At 57.9% G+C, this 17,452-nt stretch carries 16 protein-coding genes, 4 tRNA genes and 1 riboswitch; of the genes, 5 read left to right on the forward strand and 15 right to left on the reverse strand.

Annotated features, from left to right (window positions below):
• Positions 1 to 315 precede the first annotated feature (315 nt).
• A tRNA-Arg gene (locus HB680_RS24650) sits at positions 316 to 392 on the reverse strand.
• Between the two features lie 290 nt (positions 393 to 682).
• Here HB680_RS24650 and HB680_RS24655 point away from each other — a divergent pair.
• Entirely contained in the window at positions 683 to 916 is a 234-nt protein-coding gene (locus HB680_RS24655) for a hypothetical protein (protein WP_213941036.1), read from the forward strand.
• Positions 917 to 937: 21 nt separating this feature from the next.
• A complete protein-coding gene (locus HB680_RS24660) occupies positions 938 to 1,117 on the forward strand; it encodes a PA3371 family protein (RefSeq protein ID WP_213941037.1) in 180 nt (59 codons plus the stop codon).
• Here the strand turns inward: HB680_RS24660 and phnN are convergent.
• Positions 1,092 to 1,664, reverse strand: coding sequence for a phosphonate metabolism protein/1,5-bisphosphokinase (PRPP-forming) PhnN (phnN, locus tag HB680_RS24665; RefSeq protein WP_213941038.1), 573 nt, complete (start codon positions 1,662 to 1,664; stop codon positions 1,092 to 1,094). The genes HB680_RS24660 and phnN overlap by 26 nt on opposite strands.
• Positions 1,665 to 2,049: 385 nt before the next feature.
• On the opposite strand from phnN, the gene HB680_RS24670 reads away from it, so the two are divergent.
• Entirely contained in the window at positions 2,050 to 2,376 is a 327-nt protein-coding gene (locus HB680_RS24670) for an Arc family DNA-binding protein (RefSeq protein WP_003178899.1), read from the forward strand.
• Positions 2,377 to 2,653: 277 nt separating this feature from the next.
• Here the strand turns inward: HB680_RS24670 and mgtE are convergent, their stop codons facing one another.
• On the reverse strand, positions 2,654 to 4,096 hold the full coding sequence (gene mgtE / locus HB680_RS24675) for a magnesium transporter (RefSeq protein WP_213941039.1): 1,443 nt from the start codon (positions 4,094 to 4,096) through the stop codon (positions 2,654 to 2,656).
• A 320-nt stretch (positions 4,097 to 4,416) separates the two neighbouring features.
• Here mgtE and HB680_RS24680 point away from each other — a divergent pair, with 320 nt between their 5' ends.
• Positions 4,417 to 4,935: a cell envelope protein SmpA gene (locus tag HB680_RS24680; RefSeq protein WP_213941040.1), complete on the forward strand. Its 519-nt coding sequence runs from the start codon at positions 4,417 to 4,419 to the stop codon at positions 4,933 to 4,935.
• 19 nt (positions 4,936 to 4,954) lie between these two features.
• On the opposite strand, the gene HB680_RS24685 is transcribed toward HB680_RS24680, so the two are convergent.
• The 7 genes from HB680_RS24685 to ltaE all read right to left on the reverse strand — a co-directional run bounded on the left by HB680_RS24685 (position 4,955) and on the right by ltaE (position 10,919).
• A tRNA-Arg gene (locus HB680_RS24685) sits at positions 4,955 to 5,031 on the reverse strand.
• Positions 5,032 to 5,103: 72 nt separating this feature from the next.
• Positions 5,104 to 5,180, reverse strand: a tRNA-Arg gene (locus tag HB680_RS24690).
• 107 nt (positions 5,181 to 5,287) lie between these two features.
• A tRNA-Ser gene (locus tag HB680_RS24695) sits at positions 5,288 to 5,378 on the reverse strand.
• A gap of 62 nt (positions 5,379 to 5,440) precedes the next feature.
• A complete protein-coding gene (gene csrA, locus HB680_RS24700; RefSeq protein WP_003178872.1) occupies positions 5,441 to 5,629 on the reverse strand; it encodes a carbon storage regulator CsrA in 189 nt (62 codons plus the stop codon).
• Between the two features lie 188 nt (positions 5,630 to 5,817).
• Positions 5,818 to 7,059 (reverse strand): aspartate kinase, encoded by a 1,242-nt coding sequence (locus HB680_RS24705; protein WP_213941041.1) that lies wholly within the window; start codon positions 7,057 to 7,059, stop codon positions 5,818 to 5,820.
• A 90-nt stretch (positions 7,060 to 7,149) separates the two neighbouring features.
• On the reverse strand, positions 7,150 to 9,768 hold the full coding sequence (gene alaS / locus HB680_RS24710) for an alanine--tRNA ligase (RefSeq protein WP_213941042.1): 2,619 nt from the start codon (positions 9,766 to 9,768) through the stop codon (positions 7,150 to 7,152).
• 146 nt (positions 9,769 to 9,914) lie between these two features.
• Positions 9,915 to 10,919 carry a low-specificity L-threonine aldolase gene (ltaE, locus tag HB680_RS24715; protein WP_213941043.1) on the reverse strand — a complete coding sequence of 335 codons (1,005 nt, stop codon included), beginning with the start codon at positions 10,917 to 10,919 and terminating at the stop codon, positions 9,915 to 9,917.
• A 196-nt stretch (positions 10,920 to 11,115) separates the two neighbouring features.
• Positions 11,116 to 11,286: riboswitch (FMN riboswitch) on the forward strand.
• 102 nt (positions 11,287 to 11,388) lie between these two features.
• Between ltaE and HB680_RS24720 the strand changes: the two genes are divergently transcribed.
• On the forward strand, positions 11,389 to 11,898 hold the full coding sequence (locus tag HB680_RS24720; RefSeq protein WP_019582888.1) for a 6,7-dimethyl-8-ribityllumazine synthase: 510 nt from the start codon (positions 11,389 to 11,391) through the stop codon (positions 11,896 to 11,898).
• Between the two features lie 167 nt (positions 11,899 to 12,065).
• Here HB680_RS24720 and astE read toward each other — a convergent pair whose 3' ends face one another.
• From astE to astA, 5 genes are all read right to left on the reverse strand, one after another.
• Entirely contained in the window at positions 12,066 to 13,076 is a 1,011-nt protein-coding gene (gene astE / locus HB680_RS24725; RefSeq protein WP_213941044.1) for a succinylglutamate desuccinylase, read from the reverse strand.
• Between the two features lie 12 nt (positions 13,077 to 13,088).
• Positions 13,089 to 13,376, reverse strand: coding sequence for a hypothetical protein (locus HB680_RS24730; protein WP_033056735.1), 288 nt, complete (start codon positions 13,374 to 13,376; stop codon positions 13,089 to 13,091).
• Positions 13,377 to 13,437: 61 nt separating this feature from the next.
• Positions 13,438 to 14,784: an N-succinylarginine dihydrolase gene (gene astB / locus HB680_RS24735; RefSeq protein ID WP_213941045.1), complete on the reverse strand. Its 1,347-nt coding sequence runs from the start codon at positions 14,782 to 14,784 to the stop codon at positions 13,438 to 13,440.
• A gap of 139 nt (positions 14,785 to 14,923) precedes the next feature.
• Positions 14,924 to 16,393 (reverse strand): succinylglutamate-semialdehyde dehydrogenase, encoded by a 1,470-nt coding sequence (gene astD / locus HB680_RS24740; RefSeq protein WP_213941148.1) that lies wholly within the window; start codon positions 16,391 to 16,393, stop codon positions 14,924 to 14,926.
• Positions 16,390 to 17,415 (reverse strand): arginine N-succinyltransferase, encoded by a 1,026-nt coding sequence (gene astA / locus HB680_RS24745; RefSeq protein ID WP_213941046.1) that lies wholly within the window; start codon positions 17,413 to 17,415, stop codon positions 16,390 to 16,392. Before astA ends, astD begins: the two co-directional genes overlap by 4 nt.
• Positions 17,416 to 17,452: the final 37 nt, after the last annotated feature.

A 17,452-nucleotide genomic window follows, 5' to 3' on the forward strand; every position in this document is an offset into this window, starting at 1 on the left:
GCGTAACTCTTTGTTTACCAAGGAGTTTCCCGTTTCGACTGCGCCGGAAGTGGGGCGAATTATAGACTTCCAGAATCTGCCGTCAAGCACTGATTTCGGCTTTTCTATCAATCGCTTGCAGAAAGCCGGAAAACAGCCCCGACCCCTTCTATAAAGGAGCGCAAAAACACTGCCTCTATATAGAAGCAATCCCCACTGCCCCCACCTCTCAGAAGGCGGCCGCCAAAACGTAGCCAGACCCAACACTCGCGGACACGAAGCGACTGGAGTCTGGAAAGACAATTCAGGGTCGAAAGAACTGGATTTAAAGTGAAGTGGTGTCCCAGGGCAGGTTCGAACTGCCAACCTTCCCCTTAGGAGGGGGATGCTCTATCCAATTGAGCTACTGAGACACGAAGTCGCCCGCGAGGACCGCGGCACGATGGACGGCGAGCATGTTAACGGGCAGGCCTGCTTTTGTCATGTCGTCCTTAGGCTTTTTAAGTGTAGGCAAACGCCTCACGCCCCACGGCACCGATCACCGTGCAAATTGCATCACCTCAAAACGCCATCATTGCAAATTGCACTGATGCCTTTCTTTGCCGAAGTCTTAGTCCATTGTTTTTAAAGGACTTAATAGTCGTTAGACTCTTGGCATGCGGACTGCTTCAGCTGTTCTCCAAGAACAACTGAGGACAATCCCATGAACGGCGCCCTTTTACTCTCGAATGCGATCGCCCTGACTGCACTACTCGGCTTTCAATTCATCCCAGAGGGCGACTCTAAGGTGGTTGCCCAGCGAATGCCCCACTACCTCCAGCTGCAGAAAGCGCCTCAATTAGCGGTAATGAGTGATCAGCACGTTTTTGTAAATCAGGAATTGAGTCAAGAGAGCCCTCTGCCGACCCCTAACTCTTCCGAACGATTGGTATTTTGAATTTCCCATCAGGAGCATCGCATGTCCAAATCAGCCGCTGGATTTTTTATCCTGGCCATACTGAGCGGCATTCTTCACCTCTGCTTAACCCAGGAAGTAACGCTTACCCTGCCCTTAATCGCTTGCGGTGTATTTGGTGCGCTGTTCTTGCTAGCGTTGATCGCTGGCCGCAGAATCAAATTTGACCCGGTTTTACGCTGATTCTCACCAAGCTCAGAAGATTGAGAACCGTGGCCGCCAAGTCGCCGGAATTATCGAGTCGAAAGATGTGGTCACCGCCGATCAAATCATCAGCGCAGAACAGTCTATTACGCTGAAGCCTGGCTTCAATTTCTTCCAGCCCCTCGCGCGCCCTTCGCAACAACCTCTCGCGTAATACGTCATCCTTAACCGTCAGCAACACCGGAACCAGTTCGGGATAACGTTGCAGCGCAACGGGCAAATGCCCGCGAGAACCATTAACCAATACATGGCGTCCGCTTCGGAGCCACTGATCGATTTCGATGGAAATACCGTACTCCAGGCCATTGGCTCGCCAGAAAAGCGAAAAGCCACCCTCCTCTCTGAGCCGTTTGAATTCTGCCGACGAAACACCTACGGCATCCTCGCCCACGGACTCGGCCGAACGCGTGATGACCCGCCGCGCCACTTCACAACCTAGAGCCAGCAAAGGCTCGCGCGCCGCGTCAATGAGGCTGTCTTTGCCAGATCCGGAAGGCCCCATCAGATAAATTAATCTGCCATCCATCCCGAAATCACCCCGCACTACGGTTCGCCTCTAGTAAATCGGCCATTTGCCACTATCCTATACAAGGTAAGGAACGATGATCGAACCCGCATAGCATGCGCCTTCAGGCGTCCTTGGACATCACCTGCTGGGCAAGAGGACGCGGTCAGGGATACGGACCAGGCAAACTTTTCAAACCAGTCCGCATTTCTGATAATTGGTGCTGGCATAACGCCTTTATCCAGTTCAATATTTGTCACAGAATTGACGCCAATGATCTGGCTACTTTGAGGCATGATGCGAGCCTCTATCAATTCAGGTTGAACATTTGGCCAGAGTGCTTGTCCTATCAGACATCCTGCGGCCAATCCCGAGAACCGCTCCCCTGAACTAACCGGTTAAATATATGCGCCCATTGAAACAGGCAATTTATTCCAGCCGTACGGCTGACAAGTTTGTCGTACGTCTGCCAGACGGAATGCGTGAACGCATTGCCGAGGTGGCTCGCAATCATCATCGCAGCATGAACTCCGAAATCATTGCGCGCCTTGAGCAGAGTCTTATTCAGGAAGGCGCACTGGGCGAAGAGCTGAGCATGCGCCTGGACAGCCCAGAGCTGTCGTTGCACGAACGCGAACTGCTGCAACGTTTCCGCCAACTCTCCCACCGTCAGCAGAACGCGCTTGTTTCGCTGATTGCCCATGACGCTGAAATGGCCGCAGACGCGTCCTGATCCACCCAAAAAATTCAAGCCAGCATAATCGCTGGCTTTTTTTTGCCTCGAATTCGGGGATCGAGTAGGAGGCGGATTTACATCCGCCGTCCTCTCACACCACCGTACATACGGTTCCGTATACGGCGGTTCAGGTTACACGGCTAAGCCGGTTGATCGTATCCAGTATCGAGACCAGTCCCAGTCGATCCCACAAGCTGGTTGCGCTTGCGCGCAACGTGCCATGCCTGGCGCACCATAAAAAAACCCGCCAATCTGGCGGGTTTCAAATTGCGAGTCAGAGCAGGAAGATTGTCGCCAACCCCAGGAAGATGAAGAACCCGCCACTGTCCGTCATGGCCGTGATCATCACACTGGCGCCCATTGCCGGGTCGCGCCCCATGCGCGCCAGGGTCATGGGGATCAAGACCCCCATCAACGCCGCCAGCAACAGGTTGAGCGTCATCGCCGCCGTCATTACCACCCCAAGGGACCAGCTGCCATAGAGCAGATAAGCGACGACACCAATCACCCCACCCCAGACCAAGCCATTGATCAAACCCACCGCAAGCTCCTTGCGCATCAGGCGCGAGGTATTACCGGTACTGACCTGATCCAGCGCCATGGCCCGGACGATCATGGTGATCGTCTGGTTGCCCGAATTGCCGCCAATACCCGCCACGATCGGCATCAATGCCGCGAGCGCCACCAACTTCTCGATAGAGCCTTCAAACAGGCCGATGACCCGGGATGCCACAAACGCTGTCACCAGGTTCACCGCCAGCCAGGACCAGCGGTTACGCAGGGATTTCCAGACTGACGCGAAAATATCTTCTTCTTCGCGCAGACCCGCCATGTTGAGAACTTCGTTTTCGCTCTCTTCACGAATCAGGTCAACCATTTCATCGATGGTCAGACGACCGATCAACTTGCCGTTTTTGTCGACCACAGGCGCGGAAATCAAGTCGTAACGCTCGAACGCCTGGGCAGCGTCGTAGGCATCCTCGTCCGGGTGAAAACTCACCGGATCGCTGGCCATGACTTCAGCCACCTGTTTATCCGGATCGTTGACCAGTAAACGCTTGATCGGCAACACGCCCTTGAGCACGCCGTCGTAGTCAACCACGAACAATTTGTCGGTATGACCCGGCAACTCTTTAAGGCGACGCAGATAGCGCAGAACCACTTCGAGACTGACATCCTCACGGATCGTCACCATTTCGAAGTCCATCAGCGCACCGACCTGCTCCTCGTCGTAAGACAACGCGGAGCGAACGCGCTCACGCTGTTGGCCATCAAGGGTTTCCATCAGCTCATGGACGACGTCTCGCGGCAGCTCGGAGGCCAGGTCAGCAAGTTCGTCAGCATCCATGTCCTTGGCCGCAGCCAGGAGCTCGTGATCGTCCATGTCGGCGATCAGCGTTTCACGCACCGAATCGGATACTTCGAGAAGGATGTCGCCGTCACGGTCAGCCTTGACCAATTGCCAGAGCGTCAGACGATCGTCCAGCGGCAAGGCTTCAAGGATGTAGGCAACGTCAGCGGAGTGCAGATCATCGAGCTTGCGTTGCAGCTCGACGAGGTTTTGCCGGTGTACCAGGTTCTCGACCCGGTCGTGATGCGGACCTTCCTGGCGATGAGTCAGGTCTTCGACCACCCGCTGACGCTGCAGCAGCTCAACGACTTGAGCGAGGCGGTCTTGCAGGCTTTCTTGCGTTTTCTTTACTTCAACTTCAGACATAGGCGAACTCCACTCCCAGCAGCGGGGCACGCCGGAAGGATCAATCAGTCAATTCATGATTGGAAAAACGGGGTACTGAGTAACTACTGGGTAAGTCCATGGAGGTTTTCCACAAGCCCCGGCGGGGCTGACGGGCGCAATGATACACCGCCTGACGGTTTAAAACGTTAAAAAATCGTGGTTGAAACAAGCGCTTGCAAGACAAACCTGAGCGCTGCCCTTATCCATCAATCTGCGACGACTCATCCTGAAAAGAAAACACACCGCCACCTGAAAATGTAGCGGCTACCCTTTATGCGAAACGTCATGGAGGACGCCGAATGCCATCGAACACATACCTTCTTTTACTGATCGCCCTGCTCTGCCTGTCGCCCGAGTCGCTGGCCACAACCATTCACCGGTGCGAAGCACCTGACGGGCGCATCACCTTCACGACGATGAGCTGCAGGACTGGAGAGAACCTTTCACTTCAGGATGTGCGCCCATTCACGCCAGGCACCATCGTCGCAGTAATGCCTGAAGCCAACACCCGAGACACCTCAGGCACACATGAACAAAGGAGAGCGCCGACTGTTGTCGGCCAATTTGAAGACAAATGTGGAAACCTGATCGACGCCAAACAACGGCGCGCAGCAATCATCAATCAGCGCGTCATTGCCGGTATGACCCAGCAGGACGTCGAAAGCGCGCTCGGCAAACCGGACAAGATCAGTATTCGCAATTCAGCCACGAGCTATCGCTATGACCTCAAGCGAGGCCGAAGTGCTCACGTCGATTTCGATGAGAAGGGATGCGTCAAAGGAAAAGCCAAATCCCAGACGGCAAAAAGCCCGCGTTAAACGCGGGCTTTTTGGTGTTTGGTGCACTCGACAGGATTCGAACCTGTGACCGCTCGGTTCGTAGCCGAGTACTCTATCCAGCTGAGCTACGAGTGCATTTTGTGTTTTTAAACCAGACCACAACTGGCTGAAGCAAAGTCGCTTGCATTACTGCAAACAACTCTTAAATGGTGCACTCGACAGGATTCGAACCTGTGACCGCTCGGTTCGTAGCCGAGTACTCTATCCAGCTGAGCTACGAGTGCATTTGTTGCCGCGCATTATAGGCCGTCTAATCTCTATGTCAAACACTTTTTCTAGTAATTTCAACAACTTACCGAAGAAGCCAGATTACAACGTACTACGCAAATAATGGCGGAGAACGGGGGATTCGAACCCCCGACACCCTTTTGAGGTGTACTCCCTTAGCAGGGGAGCGCCTTCGGCCACTCGGCCAGCTCTCCGCAACACGGGGCGTATCTTAACCAACCTTTTCCCCGTTTGCAAACATAAAAAACGATAAAAATTAATGGCTTGGTTCGTCGTCCTTCTCTTTCTTGATCCGCAGGTAGATTTCCTCGCGGTGAACAGCAACCTCTTTCGGCGCGTTAACGCCAATACGCACTTGATTTCCTTTAACGCCGAGCACGGTCACAGTGATTTCGCCATCACCAATAATCAGGCTTTCTGCGCACCGACGAGTCAGAATCAGCATACCTTTCTCCTCACGCATTACAGTTCAGGGACAACAGTCTGCAAAAAAAAGGCACTCGACCTACAACCGTTACGATCGCAGCCCTACATGCCTGAGTATTGACCAGCGCGAGCAAAAGAACAGTTCCTGGGTCGCGCCATTCAAAAAAGACGAAGGGCGCGGTCAGACCGCGCCCTTCGGCAAACGCATCACTCGCCCTGACGGGCTGGCGCGTCCAGTTCGAAAGCCGTGTGCAGAGCGCGCACAGCCAGTTCCAGGTACTTCTCTTCGATCACGACAGAGACTTTGATTTCCGAGGTGGAGATCATCTGGATGTTAATGCTTTCCTTGGCCAGGGATTCAAACATACGGCTGGCCACACCGGCGTGTGAACGCATGCCGACGCCGACGATCGAGACCTTGGCGATCTTGATGTCACCAACGACCTCACGGGCACCGATCTCGCGAGCGGTGTTTTCCAGCACGGTTTGTGCGGCCTGGAAGTCATTGCGGTGCACGGTGAAGGTGAAGTCGGTGGTGTTATCGTGCGCAACGTTCTGCACGATCATGTCGACTTCAATGTTCGCGCCACTGATTGGCCCAAGGATCTTGAACGCAACACCCGGGGTGTCTGGCACGCCACGGATGGTCAGCTTGGCTTCATCGCGGTTGAAAGCGATGCCGGAAATGATCGGCTGTTCCATGGTTTCCTCTTCATCAATAGTAATGAGGGTGCCCGGACCCTCCTTGAAGCTGTGCAGTACGCGCAGCGGAACGTTGTACTTGCCGGCGAATTCCACCGCACGGATCTGCAACACCTTGGAACCGAGGCTGGCCATTTCCAGCATCTCTTCAAAGGTAATCTTGTCCAGGCGCTGGGCCACGGACACCACGCGTGGGTCGGTGGTGTAGACGCCGTCCACATCGGTGTAGATCTGGCATTCGTCAGCCTTCAAGGCCGCTGCCAGCGCCACGCCGGTGGTGTCGGAACCGCCACGACCGAGGGTGGTGATGTTGCCGTGCTCGTCGACGCCCTGGAAACCGGCGACAACCACCACACGACCGGCCTTCAGGTCACCACGAATCTTCTGATCGTCAATCTGCAAGATACGCGCTTTATTGTGCGCGCTGTCCGTCAGAATCCGAACCTGGTTACCGGTGTAGGACACCGCAGGCACGCCGCGCTTGATCAGCGCCATGGCCAGCAGGGCAATCGTCACCTGCTCGCCGGTGGAGACAATCACGTCCAGCTCACGAGGAACCGGCTGACCGTCGCCACTGATTTGCTTGGCCAGTTCGATCAGACGGTTGGTCTCACCGCTCATTGCAGACAGCACAACCACCAGGTCATCGCCGGCTTCGCGGAATTTCTTAACCTTGTCGGCGACCTGCTCGATTCTCTCGACAGTGCCGACCGAGGTGCCTCCAAATTTCTGTACGATCAAAGCCATTTCAAAGCCGCCTCTGCCCATGAAGGGCGCCCAATAATCACTCAAACAGTTGCCGAACCCGTCACTAGACCACGGGTTCGGCAAACCGCCTTATAAACCCTGCTCTACAAATGGAACGGTCAGGGCCAATGCCGCGTCCAGCGCGCCGGCGTCTACACCACCGCCCTGCGCCATGTCCGGACGACCACCGCCCTTCCCGCCCACTGCCGCAGCGGCTTGCTTCATCAAATCACCGGCTTTGAGTTGGCCAGTCAGGTCTTTGGTTACGCCTGCAACCAGAACGACCTTTTCCTCATGGACACTGCCGAGCAGGATCACTGCGCGGCCGAGTTTGTTCTTCAATTGATCGACCAGCGCCAGCAGCGCCTTGCCGTCCTGACCGTCCAGACGCACGGCCAGCACTTTCACGCCTTTGACATCCAGGGCGGAAGCCGACAGATCGTCGCCCGCCGCGCTGGCAGCCTTGGCCTGCAACTGCTCGAGTTGCTTCTCCAGCAGACGGTTGCGCTCCAGCACAGCCGACAGCTTGTCGATCAGGTTGTCGCGACTGCCCTTGACCAGGTTAGCCGCTTCCTTGAGTTGTTCTTCCGCAGCGTTCAAGTATGCCAGCGCCGCGGCGCCGGTGACCGCTTCGATACGACGCACGCCGGAGGCCACACCGCCTTCGCTGATGATTTTCAACAGGCCGATGTCGCCGGTACGGTTGGCGTGGATGCCACCGCACAGCTCGACGGAGAAATCACCGCCCATGCTCAGTACGCGCACGTTGTCGCCGTACTTCTCGCCAAACAGCGCCATGGCGCCTTTTTGCTTGGCGGTTTCAATGTCGGTTTCTTCGGTTTCAACCGCGGAGTTCTTGCGAATCTCGGCGTTGACGATATCTTCCAGCGCCTTCAACTGCTCAGGCTTGATGGCTTCGAAGTGGCTGAAGTCGAAGCGCAGGCGCTGACTGTCGACCAGCGAACCTTTCTGCTGAACGTGTTCGCCCAGCACCTGACGCAATGCAGCGTGTAGCAAGTGCGTCGCCGAGTGGTTCAGCGATGTGGCGTGACGGACTTCGGCATCGACGTGCGTCTCAACCGGCGCACCGATGGTCAGGCTGCCCAACACAGCCACACCGTGGTGCAGGAAGGCACCGCCGGTCTTGGTGGTGTCGCGCACGTCGAAACGGCTGCTACCGACTTGCAGATAACCGCAATCGCCAATCTGGCCACCGGACTCGGCGTAGAAAGGCGTCTGATTGAGAACGATCACGCCCTCTTCGCCTTCACTGAGTACGTCGACCGACTGCCCATCTTTATAGATAGCGACAATTTTCGCCGAACCACTGGTGGCTTTGTAGCCGGTGAATTCGGTCGCCACGTCAACCTTGACCAGCGTGTTGTAGTCCAGACCGAACGAACTGGCCGAACGGGCACGCACGCGCTGGGCTTCCATTTCGCGTTCGAAGCCAACTTCGTCGACGGTCAGGTTGCGTTCGCGGGCGATGTCGGCGGTCAGGTCCATCGGGAAACCGTAGGTGTCATACAGCTTGAACACCACGTCGCCCGGCACCACGGTGCCTTTGAGTTCCAGCAGATCCTGCTCGAGAATCTTCAGGCCGTGCTCCAGGGTCTTGGAGAACTGCTCTTCTTCGGCCTTGAGTACGCGCTCGATGTTGGATTGTTGCTGCTTGAGTTCCGGGAAGGCTTCGCCCATCTCGGCAACCAGCGCCGCAACGATCTTGTAGAAAAAGCTGCCGGTCGCGCCCAGCTTGTTACCGTGACGGCACGCGCGACGAATGATCCGGCGCAGCACGTAGCCGCGACCTTCGTTGGACGGCAGCACGCCGTCAGCGATCAGAAAACCGCAGGAACGGATGTGGTCGGAAACCACCTTGAGCGAAGACTGGTCGTCATTGCTGCAACCAATGGCCTGGGCCGATGCGCTCAGCAGGTTCTTGAACAGGTCGATTTCATAGTTGGAATGAACGTGCTGCATCACCGCACTGATCCGCTCCAGGCCCATGCCGGTGTCTACCGATGGCGCTGGCAGCGGATGCAACACGCCGTCGGCGGTGCGGTTGAACTGCATGAACACGTTGTTCCAGATCTCGATGTAACGGTCGCCGTCTTCTTCCGGCGAACCCGGCGGGCCGCCCCAGATGTGGTCGCCGTGATCGTAGAAAATCTCGGTGCAAGGACCGCACGGGCCGGTATCGCCCATAGTCCAGAAGTTGTCGGACGCGTACGGCGCGCCCTTGTTGTCGCCGATGCGAATCATGCGCTCGACTGGCACACCGATCTGCCGGGTCCAGATGTCATAGGCCTCGTCATCCGAGGCATAGACGGTTACCCAGAGTTTTTCTTTGGGCAGTTTCAGGACACCGGTCAGGAAGGTCCAGGCGTAGGTGATCGCGTCGTGCTTGAAATAGTCACCGAAGCTGAAGTTACCCAGCATTTCAAAAAACGTGTGGTGACGAGCGGTATAACCGACGTTTTCCAGGTCACTGTTCTTGCCACCGGCGCGCACGCATTTCTGGCTGCTGGTCGCGCGGGTGTACGCACGTTTTTCCTGGCCCAGGAAGCAGTCCTTGAACTGGTTCATCCCCGCGTTAGTGAACAGCAGGGTTGGGTCGTTGCCCGGAATCAAAGAGCTGGAGGCTACACGGGTGTGGCCTTGCTCTTCGAAGAAGCGAAGGAAGGCTTCACGGATTTCTGCGCTTTTCATTAGGTTCTTCCACGGAGGCTGCGGCCAAAGGCCTGTGCAAAACGTCAACAGACGAAGCGACGGCAAAGGGCCGCATTATATCGGCCCTGCGCGCGGGGTACAGCGTGTTTATACGATAGAAACGGTCAATTGGACGGCTAACGCTGTCAGTTGCGCGAAAACTCGACGAATGTAGCGACGACTTGCTCGATTTGTGCACGACTGACGTCCATGTGCGTGACCATTCGCAGACGGCCGGCGGCGCTCAGCTTGATGCCGCGCTCGCCCGCGAATGCCTTGATGGCCTCGGCTTTGTCGCCCATTGCGACGTAAACCATGTTGGTCTGCACCGGCTCGACGTCGTAACCGGCGCTCCGCAGGCCTTCTGCCAGAAATTGTGCATTGGCGTGGTCCTCGGCCAGGCGCTGAACGTTGTTGTCCAGAGCATACAACCCTGCCGCCGCCAGAATCCCGGCCTGACGCATGCCACCGCCGACCATTTTGCGCAGACGGCGTGCCTTGGCGATCAGCTCGGTCGTACCGCAAAGCACCGAACCAACAGGTGCACCCAAGCCTTTGGACAGGCAGACCGATACGGAATCGAAGTACTGGGCAATCTCACGGGCATCGACACCCAGTTTGACAGCGGCGTTGTAGAGACGCGCGCCGTCCAGGTGCAGAGCCAGGCCATGTTCGTGGGTGAAGCTACGCGCCCGAGCCAGATATTCCAGCGGCAGGACCTTGCCCTGCATGGTGTTTTCCAGGGCGAGTAAACGGGTGCGGGCGAAATGGAAGTCGTCGGGTTTGATCGCGGCGGCCACGTGAGCCAGGTCCAGCGAGCCATCGGCCTGCACTTCCAGCGGCTGCGGCTGGATCGAGCCGAGTACCGCTGCACCGCCACCTTCGTACTTATAGGTGTGGGCTTGTTGGCCGACGATGTATTCCTCACCACGCTCGCAATGGGCCATCAAGCCCAGCAAGTTACTCATGGTGCCCGTCGGAACGAACAGCGCGGCGTCAAAACCCAGCCGTTTTGCCAGTTCCGCTTCCAGACGATTGACCGTCGGATCTTCACCGTAAACGTCATCCCCCGTGGCCGCCTTGGCCATCGCGTCGAGCATTCCGGCGGTCGGTTGGGTAACGGTGTCGCTGCGAAGATCGATAACGCTCATAAATCTGGCCTCGGTAATCAGGGGAAGTCGCTTTCCAAGGGGAATTACTGCGGTCATGCCGACGAATAATCAACCCTTGGGCGAGGAAAAGGCTCATTGCACCTTCGAAAAACTCGATATCAATCATCAGAAAGCAGCAATGCGCAGCCGAGAAATATGTGGTAAAAACGCTTCGCCGCCAAACAATCTGGCGGCAAAACGTTCTCAGGGCGGGGTGCAACTCCCCACCGGCGGTAATTGCGCGCAATGCGCATAGCCCGCGAGCGCTTGGTGACAGCACGGCTTCGGCAGTGACTGGCGGCAAGGTCAGCAGACCCGGTGTGATCCCGGGGCCGACGGTCATAGTCCGGATGAAGAGAGAACGGGATTGGCGCCAAAGGGCCGTTTGCACGCATTTTTGCGAGCGTGCGTACCCTTAAATCCCATTCGATTCATAAGCCCTGTTTTTCACACAAACAGGAACCAGAACATGCAACCCACCGCAATCGATAGCAAAAGCAAAAACCATCAGGGCGAGCGCGTCGCGTTCATCCAGGCCTGCTGGCACAAGGAAATCGTCGACCAGAGCCGTAAAGGCTTCGTCGCCGAAATGATCGCTCAGGGTTATCAGGAATCGGATATCGATTTCTTCGAAGTCGGCGGCGCCTTTGAAATCCCGCTGCACGCCAAACTGCTGGCCAAATCCGGGCGTTATGCCGGCATCGTTGCCGCAGGCCTGGTGGTAGACGGCGGGATCTACCGTCACGAATTCGTCGCCCAATCAGTGATCAGCGGCCTGATGCAGGTTCAGCTGGAAACTGAAGTACCGGTATTCTCGGTAGTCCTGACCCCGCACCACTTCCATGCCGGCGAAGAACATCAGAAGTTTTTCTTCGAGCATTTCGTGCATAAAGGTCAGGAAGCAGCGAAGACGTGTGCGGATACGTTGCACAAGACGCGTGCGCTGCGTCGTAGTGAGCCACGCGCAGTAGCGGTCTAAACACGAAACCTCTGATGTGGGTGCGGCTTTTGGCTTCACCCAAATCAAAATGTGGGAGCGGGCTTGCTCGCGAAAATGGACTGACAGTCAACATGTGCGTTGAATGTAGAGCCGCCTTCGCGAGCAAGTCCGCTCCCACTTTTTTTGTGTTGGGTTTGAGATTGCTGTCAAGCCAGGTTTTCGTCGGTCGTCGGCACAATCAGGATGCCGGCACGCAGGCCGTTTTTCACCTTGGGGTTCGGGAAGATGATCCGGGCGCCCTTCTCTTCGATGATCCAGCGAGTCTGGGCGATGTCTTCGGCCAGCACGTAACCCACTTCCAGTTCCGAAAAGTTCTCGATGTCCGCTGGCAGGTTCAAGCGGAAGCTGTCGCTGTGCTTGATGATCTCCCGCGCCACACTGAACAACTGCAAACCGTCCAGAGACGCTTCGGCCGGTTCTGGTTCGTTGCCTTCGATGATCTGTTTGAGGCGGGTTTCCAGCAGATCGACATTGACCCCGGCGTTCTGCCCGAAGGGCCGGGCCTTGCCCAACTCGAGGGTAAAGGACTCGGCGCCGAGCTTGTCGTAGGTATAGGAGCTGAACACGATGGACGGCTTGTTCTGCAGCAGCACCGCTTCCATGCCGGCGGCACGCAGGCGAGCCAGTTCCAGGCGTGAATGCTGGCGGTCTTCTTTCCACGGATACAGCGCGAACTGCTCGATTTTCGAGCCACGAATCGCGGTGTGCAGGTCGTAGTGCAACCGCTTGCGGTCCGGCAGGCTGAAGAAACTCGCCGCCAGTCGCTCCAATTCACAGGCGCGCAGGGCTTCGGAACCACTGCTTTGTTCGTGACGGCCGTTGAACAGCCGATTGACGTCCTGCTCGATAAAACGCTCGCCGCGGCGGATGGCCTCGGGGTTGCCGAACAGAAACAGAATGCGTGCGCGCGGTTTGAGATCGCCGCGGGCGATGTCATGCAACAGGCGATCAAGCAACTCGATCGGCGCTGTTTCGTTGCCATGGATGCCAGCCGAGAGCAGCAGGTCCAGGCCATTGTCGCGAGCTTCAGGTGGCCGGACTTCCAGCGCACCTTCGCTCAACCAGCGCATCCGCACGCCTTCGACAGTCAGTTGAGTCTTCTCCGCCGGTTCGCGGCCGGCGAGGGTCAGTTCAAGCAGTTTGCCGAGGGCGAGCATAGAGCGGTTTCCTTAGTGGTCGTGTGCGCAATCCGGGCCGTGCACGTGGTCTTCGTCACCGACTTCGGCCGGTTCCATTTCCAGTTGCAGACTTACCAGATTAGTCGCCAATGGGCGCAGCAGCAGGTTTGCGTATTCGGCATCGCCTTCTTCGACGTCCACGCCGATCAGCAATTGGCCGCGGCCGTCTTGCTGGATCCACAGCTCTTTGCCTTGCCACATAACCGCAACGCGGGTGCAGGAGGTTTCCAATTGCGTGCCGTCGGTGTCTTCAAGGATCAGCTGCAGGGTATCGCTCATGTCTATTACGCTCTCGTTTGGAGATAAAAGCGGCGTGCCCCTTACAAGAGCCCGCCAGCCCTTAATTGATCTGGAATGGATAAACCGCGCCCAGTTTAAGGATTTGCGTCAATTCATCCAGTGCCGTCCGGCATTCAAGCAGCAATTGCGGGTCCGCCAGATCGTTTTCGGTCATGCGGTCGCGGTAATGCTTGTCGACCCATTCGGTCAGCGTGCCGTACAACGGTGCTGTCATGATAACCCCTGGATTGACCGCCGCCAGTTCGGTTTCGTTGAGGGCCACGCGAAGTCTCAGGCAAGCCGGGCCACCGCCGTTCTGCATGCTCTGTTTCAGATCAAAGACTTTCACTTCGCGAATCAGCCCGCCAGAGCTGGTCAAACCTTGCAGGTACTGCCAGACGCGCTCGTTGCCACGACATTCTTCCGGCACGATCAAGAGCATGGAGCCGTCAGGACGCGACAGCAGTTGGCTATTGAACAGGTAGGACCGAACCGCGTCTTCTACGCTGACCGCCGAACGCGGTACGCAGACAGACTGAAATTTCCCACCGACTTTGGCGAGTTTTCCGGAAAGTTCGGCCAGCATCTGTTCGGTGTCGAGGAACGCGTCCTCGTGATAGAACAAGACTTCGCCATTACCCACAGCGATCACGTCGTTGTGGAACACGCCTTGATCGATCACCGACGGGTTCTGCTGGGCATACACCACGCCGTCATCGCTCAAGCCGTGCAATCGAGCAACGGCCTGGGAGGCTTCGAGGGTCTGGCGCGCCGGGTATTTCTGCGGTGCCGGGTAGCGGTTATCGAAAGCGCTGCGACCGAACACGAAGAACTCGACCCCGGCTTCACCATATTCGCGGCAAAAACGGGTGTGGTTGGCCGCGCCTTCGTCGCCAAACTGTGCCACGGCCGGCAAGGCGGCGTGGTGAGCGAAGTGCTTCTGATCAGCGAACATCGCGCCCAGCACGCGGCTGGTGGTCGGGTGCTCGATGCTGCGGTGGTATTTGCAGTTCAGGTTGGCCGCAGTGAAATGCACACGACCGTCCGCAGTGTCGGCGCTCGGGCTGACCGTGGCGGCGTTGGCCACCCACATGCTCGACGCCGAGCAACTGGCGACCAGCAGCGGCATCGCCTCTTTAGCGGCCTCCTCGATCACCTGGGCATCGGTGCCGCTGAAACCCAAACGGCGCAAAGCGGCGACATCCGGGCGTTCTTGCGGCGCCAGTACACCTTGTTGAAAGCCCATTTCCATCAGCGCTTTCATTTTCGCCAGGCCTTGCAGCGCGGCTTCCTTCGGGTTCGAAGACTGCTGGCTGTTGCTCTGGGACGCGACGTTGCCGTAGGACAGGCCGCCGTAGTTATGGGTCGGCCCCACTAGACCGTCAAAATTGACTTCATAGGATTTCATCAGCGAGGCTCCACGAGAATCTGTTTTTATAGGCATCGGGTAACAATTCAGTAAGACCGAGGCGCGGCCTTCGCGAGCAAGCCCGCTCCCACAGGGAAATGCATTCCAATGTGGGAGCGGGCTTGCTCGCGAATGGCCGTTACGCCATTTTCACGCCAGGCGTAAGCGTCGCAGGCATCACCAGGCTCGGGGTTTCCAGCGAAGCCACCGGGTACGCGCAGTAATCTGCCGCGTAGTAGGCGCTGGCGCGGTGGTTGCCCGAGGCGCCGACGCCGCCGAATGGCGCGCTGCTCGCGGCGCCGGTCAGCTGTTTGTTCCAGTTGACGATACCGGCGCGGCTTTCCAGCCAGAACTGCTGATAACGCGCTTCGGAATCCGAGAGCAAACCGGCCGCCAGGCCATAGTCGGTGTCGTTGGCTTCAGCGATCGCCGCTTCAAAATCAGCGTAGCGGATCACTTGCAACAAGGGGCCGAACAGCTCTTCGTCAGGACGGTCAGCCACCGCCGTCACGTCCAGAATACCCGGGGTCAGCAATGCGGCCTGAGCCTGGGGCTGAGTCATTTCCAGCAGCGCGACGGCGCCGTTGGCCAACAAATGTTCCTGGGCATCCATCAGCGCTTTCGCCGCGCCAAGGGAAATCACCGAGCCCATGAACGGCGCGGGCGTCTGATCGAACGCACCGACGTCAATTGTCGCGCTGACCGCCACCAGGCGCGCCAGCAACGTGTCGCCCCAGGCGCCTTGCGGCACCAGCAGGCGGCGGGCGCAAGTGCAACGCTGACCGGCAGAGATGAACGCCGACTGAATAATCGTGTAAACGGCGGCATCGAGATCAGCCACTTCATCGACGACCAATGGATTGTTGCCGCCCATTTCCAGCGCAAGAATCTTGTCCGGACGCCCGGCAAATTGTTGATGCAGGTGATTACCGGTGCGACTTGAACCGGTGAAGAACAGACCGTCGATCCCCGGATTCGCCGCCAGGGCAATACCGGTTTCGCGCGCGCCTTGCAGCAAGTTCAGCACGCCCGCCGGCAGGCCGGCTTCGATCCAGCACTTGACCGTCAGCTCGGCGACTTTCGGCGTCAATTCGCTTGGCTTGAACAGCACGCTGTTACCCGCCAGCAACGCCGGCACGATGTGACCGTTCGGCAAATGGCCCGGGAAGTTGTAAGGGCCAAACACCGCGACCACACCGTGTGGCTTGTGACGTAGCACGGCGGTGGCGTCGCCCAACGGGCCGCTCTTCTCGCCGGTACGCTCACGGTAGCTCTGCACCGAGATCGCAATCTTGTTGACCATGCTGGTGACTTCGGTCGCCGATTCCCACAGCGGTTTACCGGTTTCTTCACCGATGCAGCGGGCCAGTTCGTCAGCGTGGTTTTTCAGGGCAGCGGCAAAGGCTTCGAGCACGGTGATGCGCTCGTCCAGGGTGCGACGGGCCCAGCCCGGAAACGCCTGACGCGCAGCTTGCACGGCGGATTCAACCTGAGCGGTGGTGGCGCCTTCGCCGGTCCACAGCACTTGTTGGGTGACCGGGTTCAGCGATTGGAAAGCGTCACCCTGGCCGGCCAGCCATTCACCGGCGATGTATAGCGAATTCATTATTTCGACTCCCGAGCAGCGGACAACGGAACCGCGCGCACTTGGTCGCCGGCGTTGAGTTGAAGGCGTTTGGCGGTCAACTGATCGACCACCAACGTCCCGGCAGCGAAGCGTGCAGGTGCGGCAGTGACCCGGCAGTCTTCGCGCTTGCGGTTGTGAATCAGGAATGGCGTGGCGTCGTCGCCCGGCGTGCCAATGGCCAGCACCAGCGCCTGGCTGTCGCGTACCGCGCGGATCTTGCCGGTTTCACACTCCACCGACGGGCCTGCGTCGAAGATGTCGACGTAACCCTGGTAGCTGAAACCTTCGCTTTTGAGCATGGACAGGGCCGGCTCGGTGTCCGGGTGAACCTTACCGATCACGTTGCGCGCGTCTGGCGACAGGAAGCAGGTGTACAGCGGAAACTTCGGCATCAGTTCGGCGATAAACGCCTTGTTGCCTACGCCCGTCAGGTAATCCGCCTGGCTGAATTCCATTTTGAAGAAGTGCCGACCCAGGCTTTCCCAGAACGGCGAACGCCCGGCGTCGTCGGACACACCGCGCATTTCGGCAATGATCTTGTTGCCAAACAGCTGCGGGAATTCGGCGATGAACAACATCCGCGCCTTGGCCAACAGGCGGCCATTGAGGCCACTGCGGTAATCGGCGTGCAGGAACAGCGAGCACAACTCGGAGTTACCGGTCAGGTCGTTGGCCAGGAACAGCGTCGGAATTTCGCGGTAGATGTTCAGTTCTTGCGAAGCGCTGACCGTCAGGCCGACCCGGAAGTTGTACCAGGGCTCGCGCAAGCCGACCGCGCCGGCAATGGCGGAAATCCCCACCACGCGGCCGTTATCGTCTTCGAGCACGAACAGGTAGTCCGCATCGCCCCGCCCGGCTTCGCCGCGAAAGGTTTTCTCGGCCCAGCCCACCCGGTGGGCCAGGCGCTCTTCGTTGGCCGGCAAAGTAGTCAGGCCGGTGCCGGTGCTGCGGGCCAGGTCGATCAGAGCGGGTAAATCGCTGCTGCGTACGGGACGAACGATCATGCTATCTCCTCAAACGGGCCGCTTGCGCCACCCGCTA

Origin of the sequence: Pseudomonas sp. dw_612 (assembly GCF_018449725.1) — a bacterium.
GTDB lineage: Bacteria > Pseudomonadota > Gammaproteobacteria > Pseudomonadales > Pseudomonadaceae > Aquipseudomonas.

Coding starts and splice junctions, on each gene's coding strand:
- HB680_RS24655 (WP_213941036.1), top strand. CDS start 683: ATGAACGGCGCCCTTTTACTCTCGAATGCGATCGCCCTGACTGCACTA.
- HB680_RS24660 (WP_213941037.1), top strand. CDS start 938: ATGTCCAAATCAGCCGCTGGATTTTTTATCCTGGCCATACTGAGCGGC.
- phnN (WP_213941038.1), bottom strand. CDS start 1,664: ATGGATGGCAGATTAATTTATCTGATGGGGCCTTCCGGATCTGGCAAA.
- HB680_RS24670 (WP_003178899.1), top strand. CDS start 2,050: ATGCGCCCATTGAAACAGGCAATTTATTCCAGCCGTACGGCTGACAAG.
- mgtE (WP_213941039.1), bottom strand. CDS start 4,096: ATGTCTGAAGTTGAAGTAAAGAAAACGCAAGAAAGCCTGCAAGACCGC.
- HB680_RS24680 (WP_213941040.1), top strand. CDS start 4,417: ATGCCATCGAACACATACCTTCTTTTACTGATCGCCCTGCTCTGCCTG.
- csrA (WP_003178872.1), bottom strand. CDS start 5,629: ATGCTGATTCTGACTCGTCGGTGCGCAGAAAGCCTGATTATTGGTGAT.
- HB680_RS24705 (WP_213941041.1), bottom strand. CDS start 7,059: ATGGCTTTGATCGTACAGAAATTTGGAGGCACCTCGGTCGGCACTGTC.
- alaS (WP_213941042.1), bottom strand. CDS start 9,768: ATGAAAAGCGCAGAAATCCGTGAAGCCTTCCTTCGCTTCTTCGAAGAG.
- ltaE (WP_213941043.1), bottom strand. CDS start 10,919: ATGAGCGTTATCGATCTTCGCAGCGACACCGTTACCCAACCGACCGCC.
- HB680_RS24720 (WP_019582888.1), top strand. CDS start 11,389: ATGCAACCCACCGCAATCGATAGCAAAAGCAAAAACCATCAGGGCGAG.
- astE (WP_213941044.1), bottom strand. CDS start 13,076: ATGCTCGCCCTCGGCAAACTGCTTGAACTGACCCTCGCCGGCCGCGAA.
- HB680_RS24730 (WP_033056735.1), bottom strand. CDS start 13,376: ATGAGCGATACCCTGCAGCTGATCCTTGAAGACACCGACGGCACGCAA.
- astB (WP_213941045.1), bottom strand. CDS start 14,784: ATGAAATCCTATGAAGTCAATTTTGACGGTCTAGTGGGGCCGACCCAT.
- astA (WP_213941046.1), bottom strand. CDS start 17,415: ATGATCGTTCGTCCCGTACGCAGCAGCGATTTACCCGCTCTGATCGAC.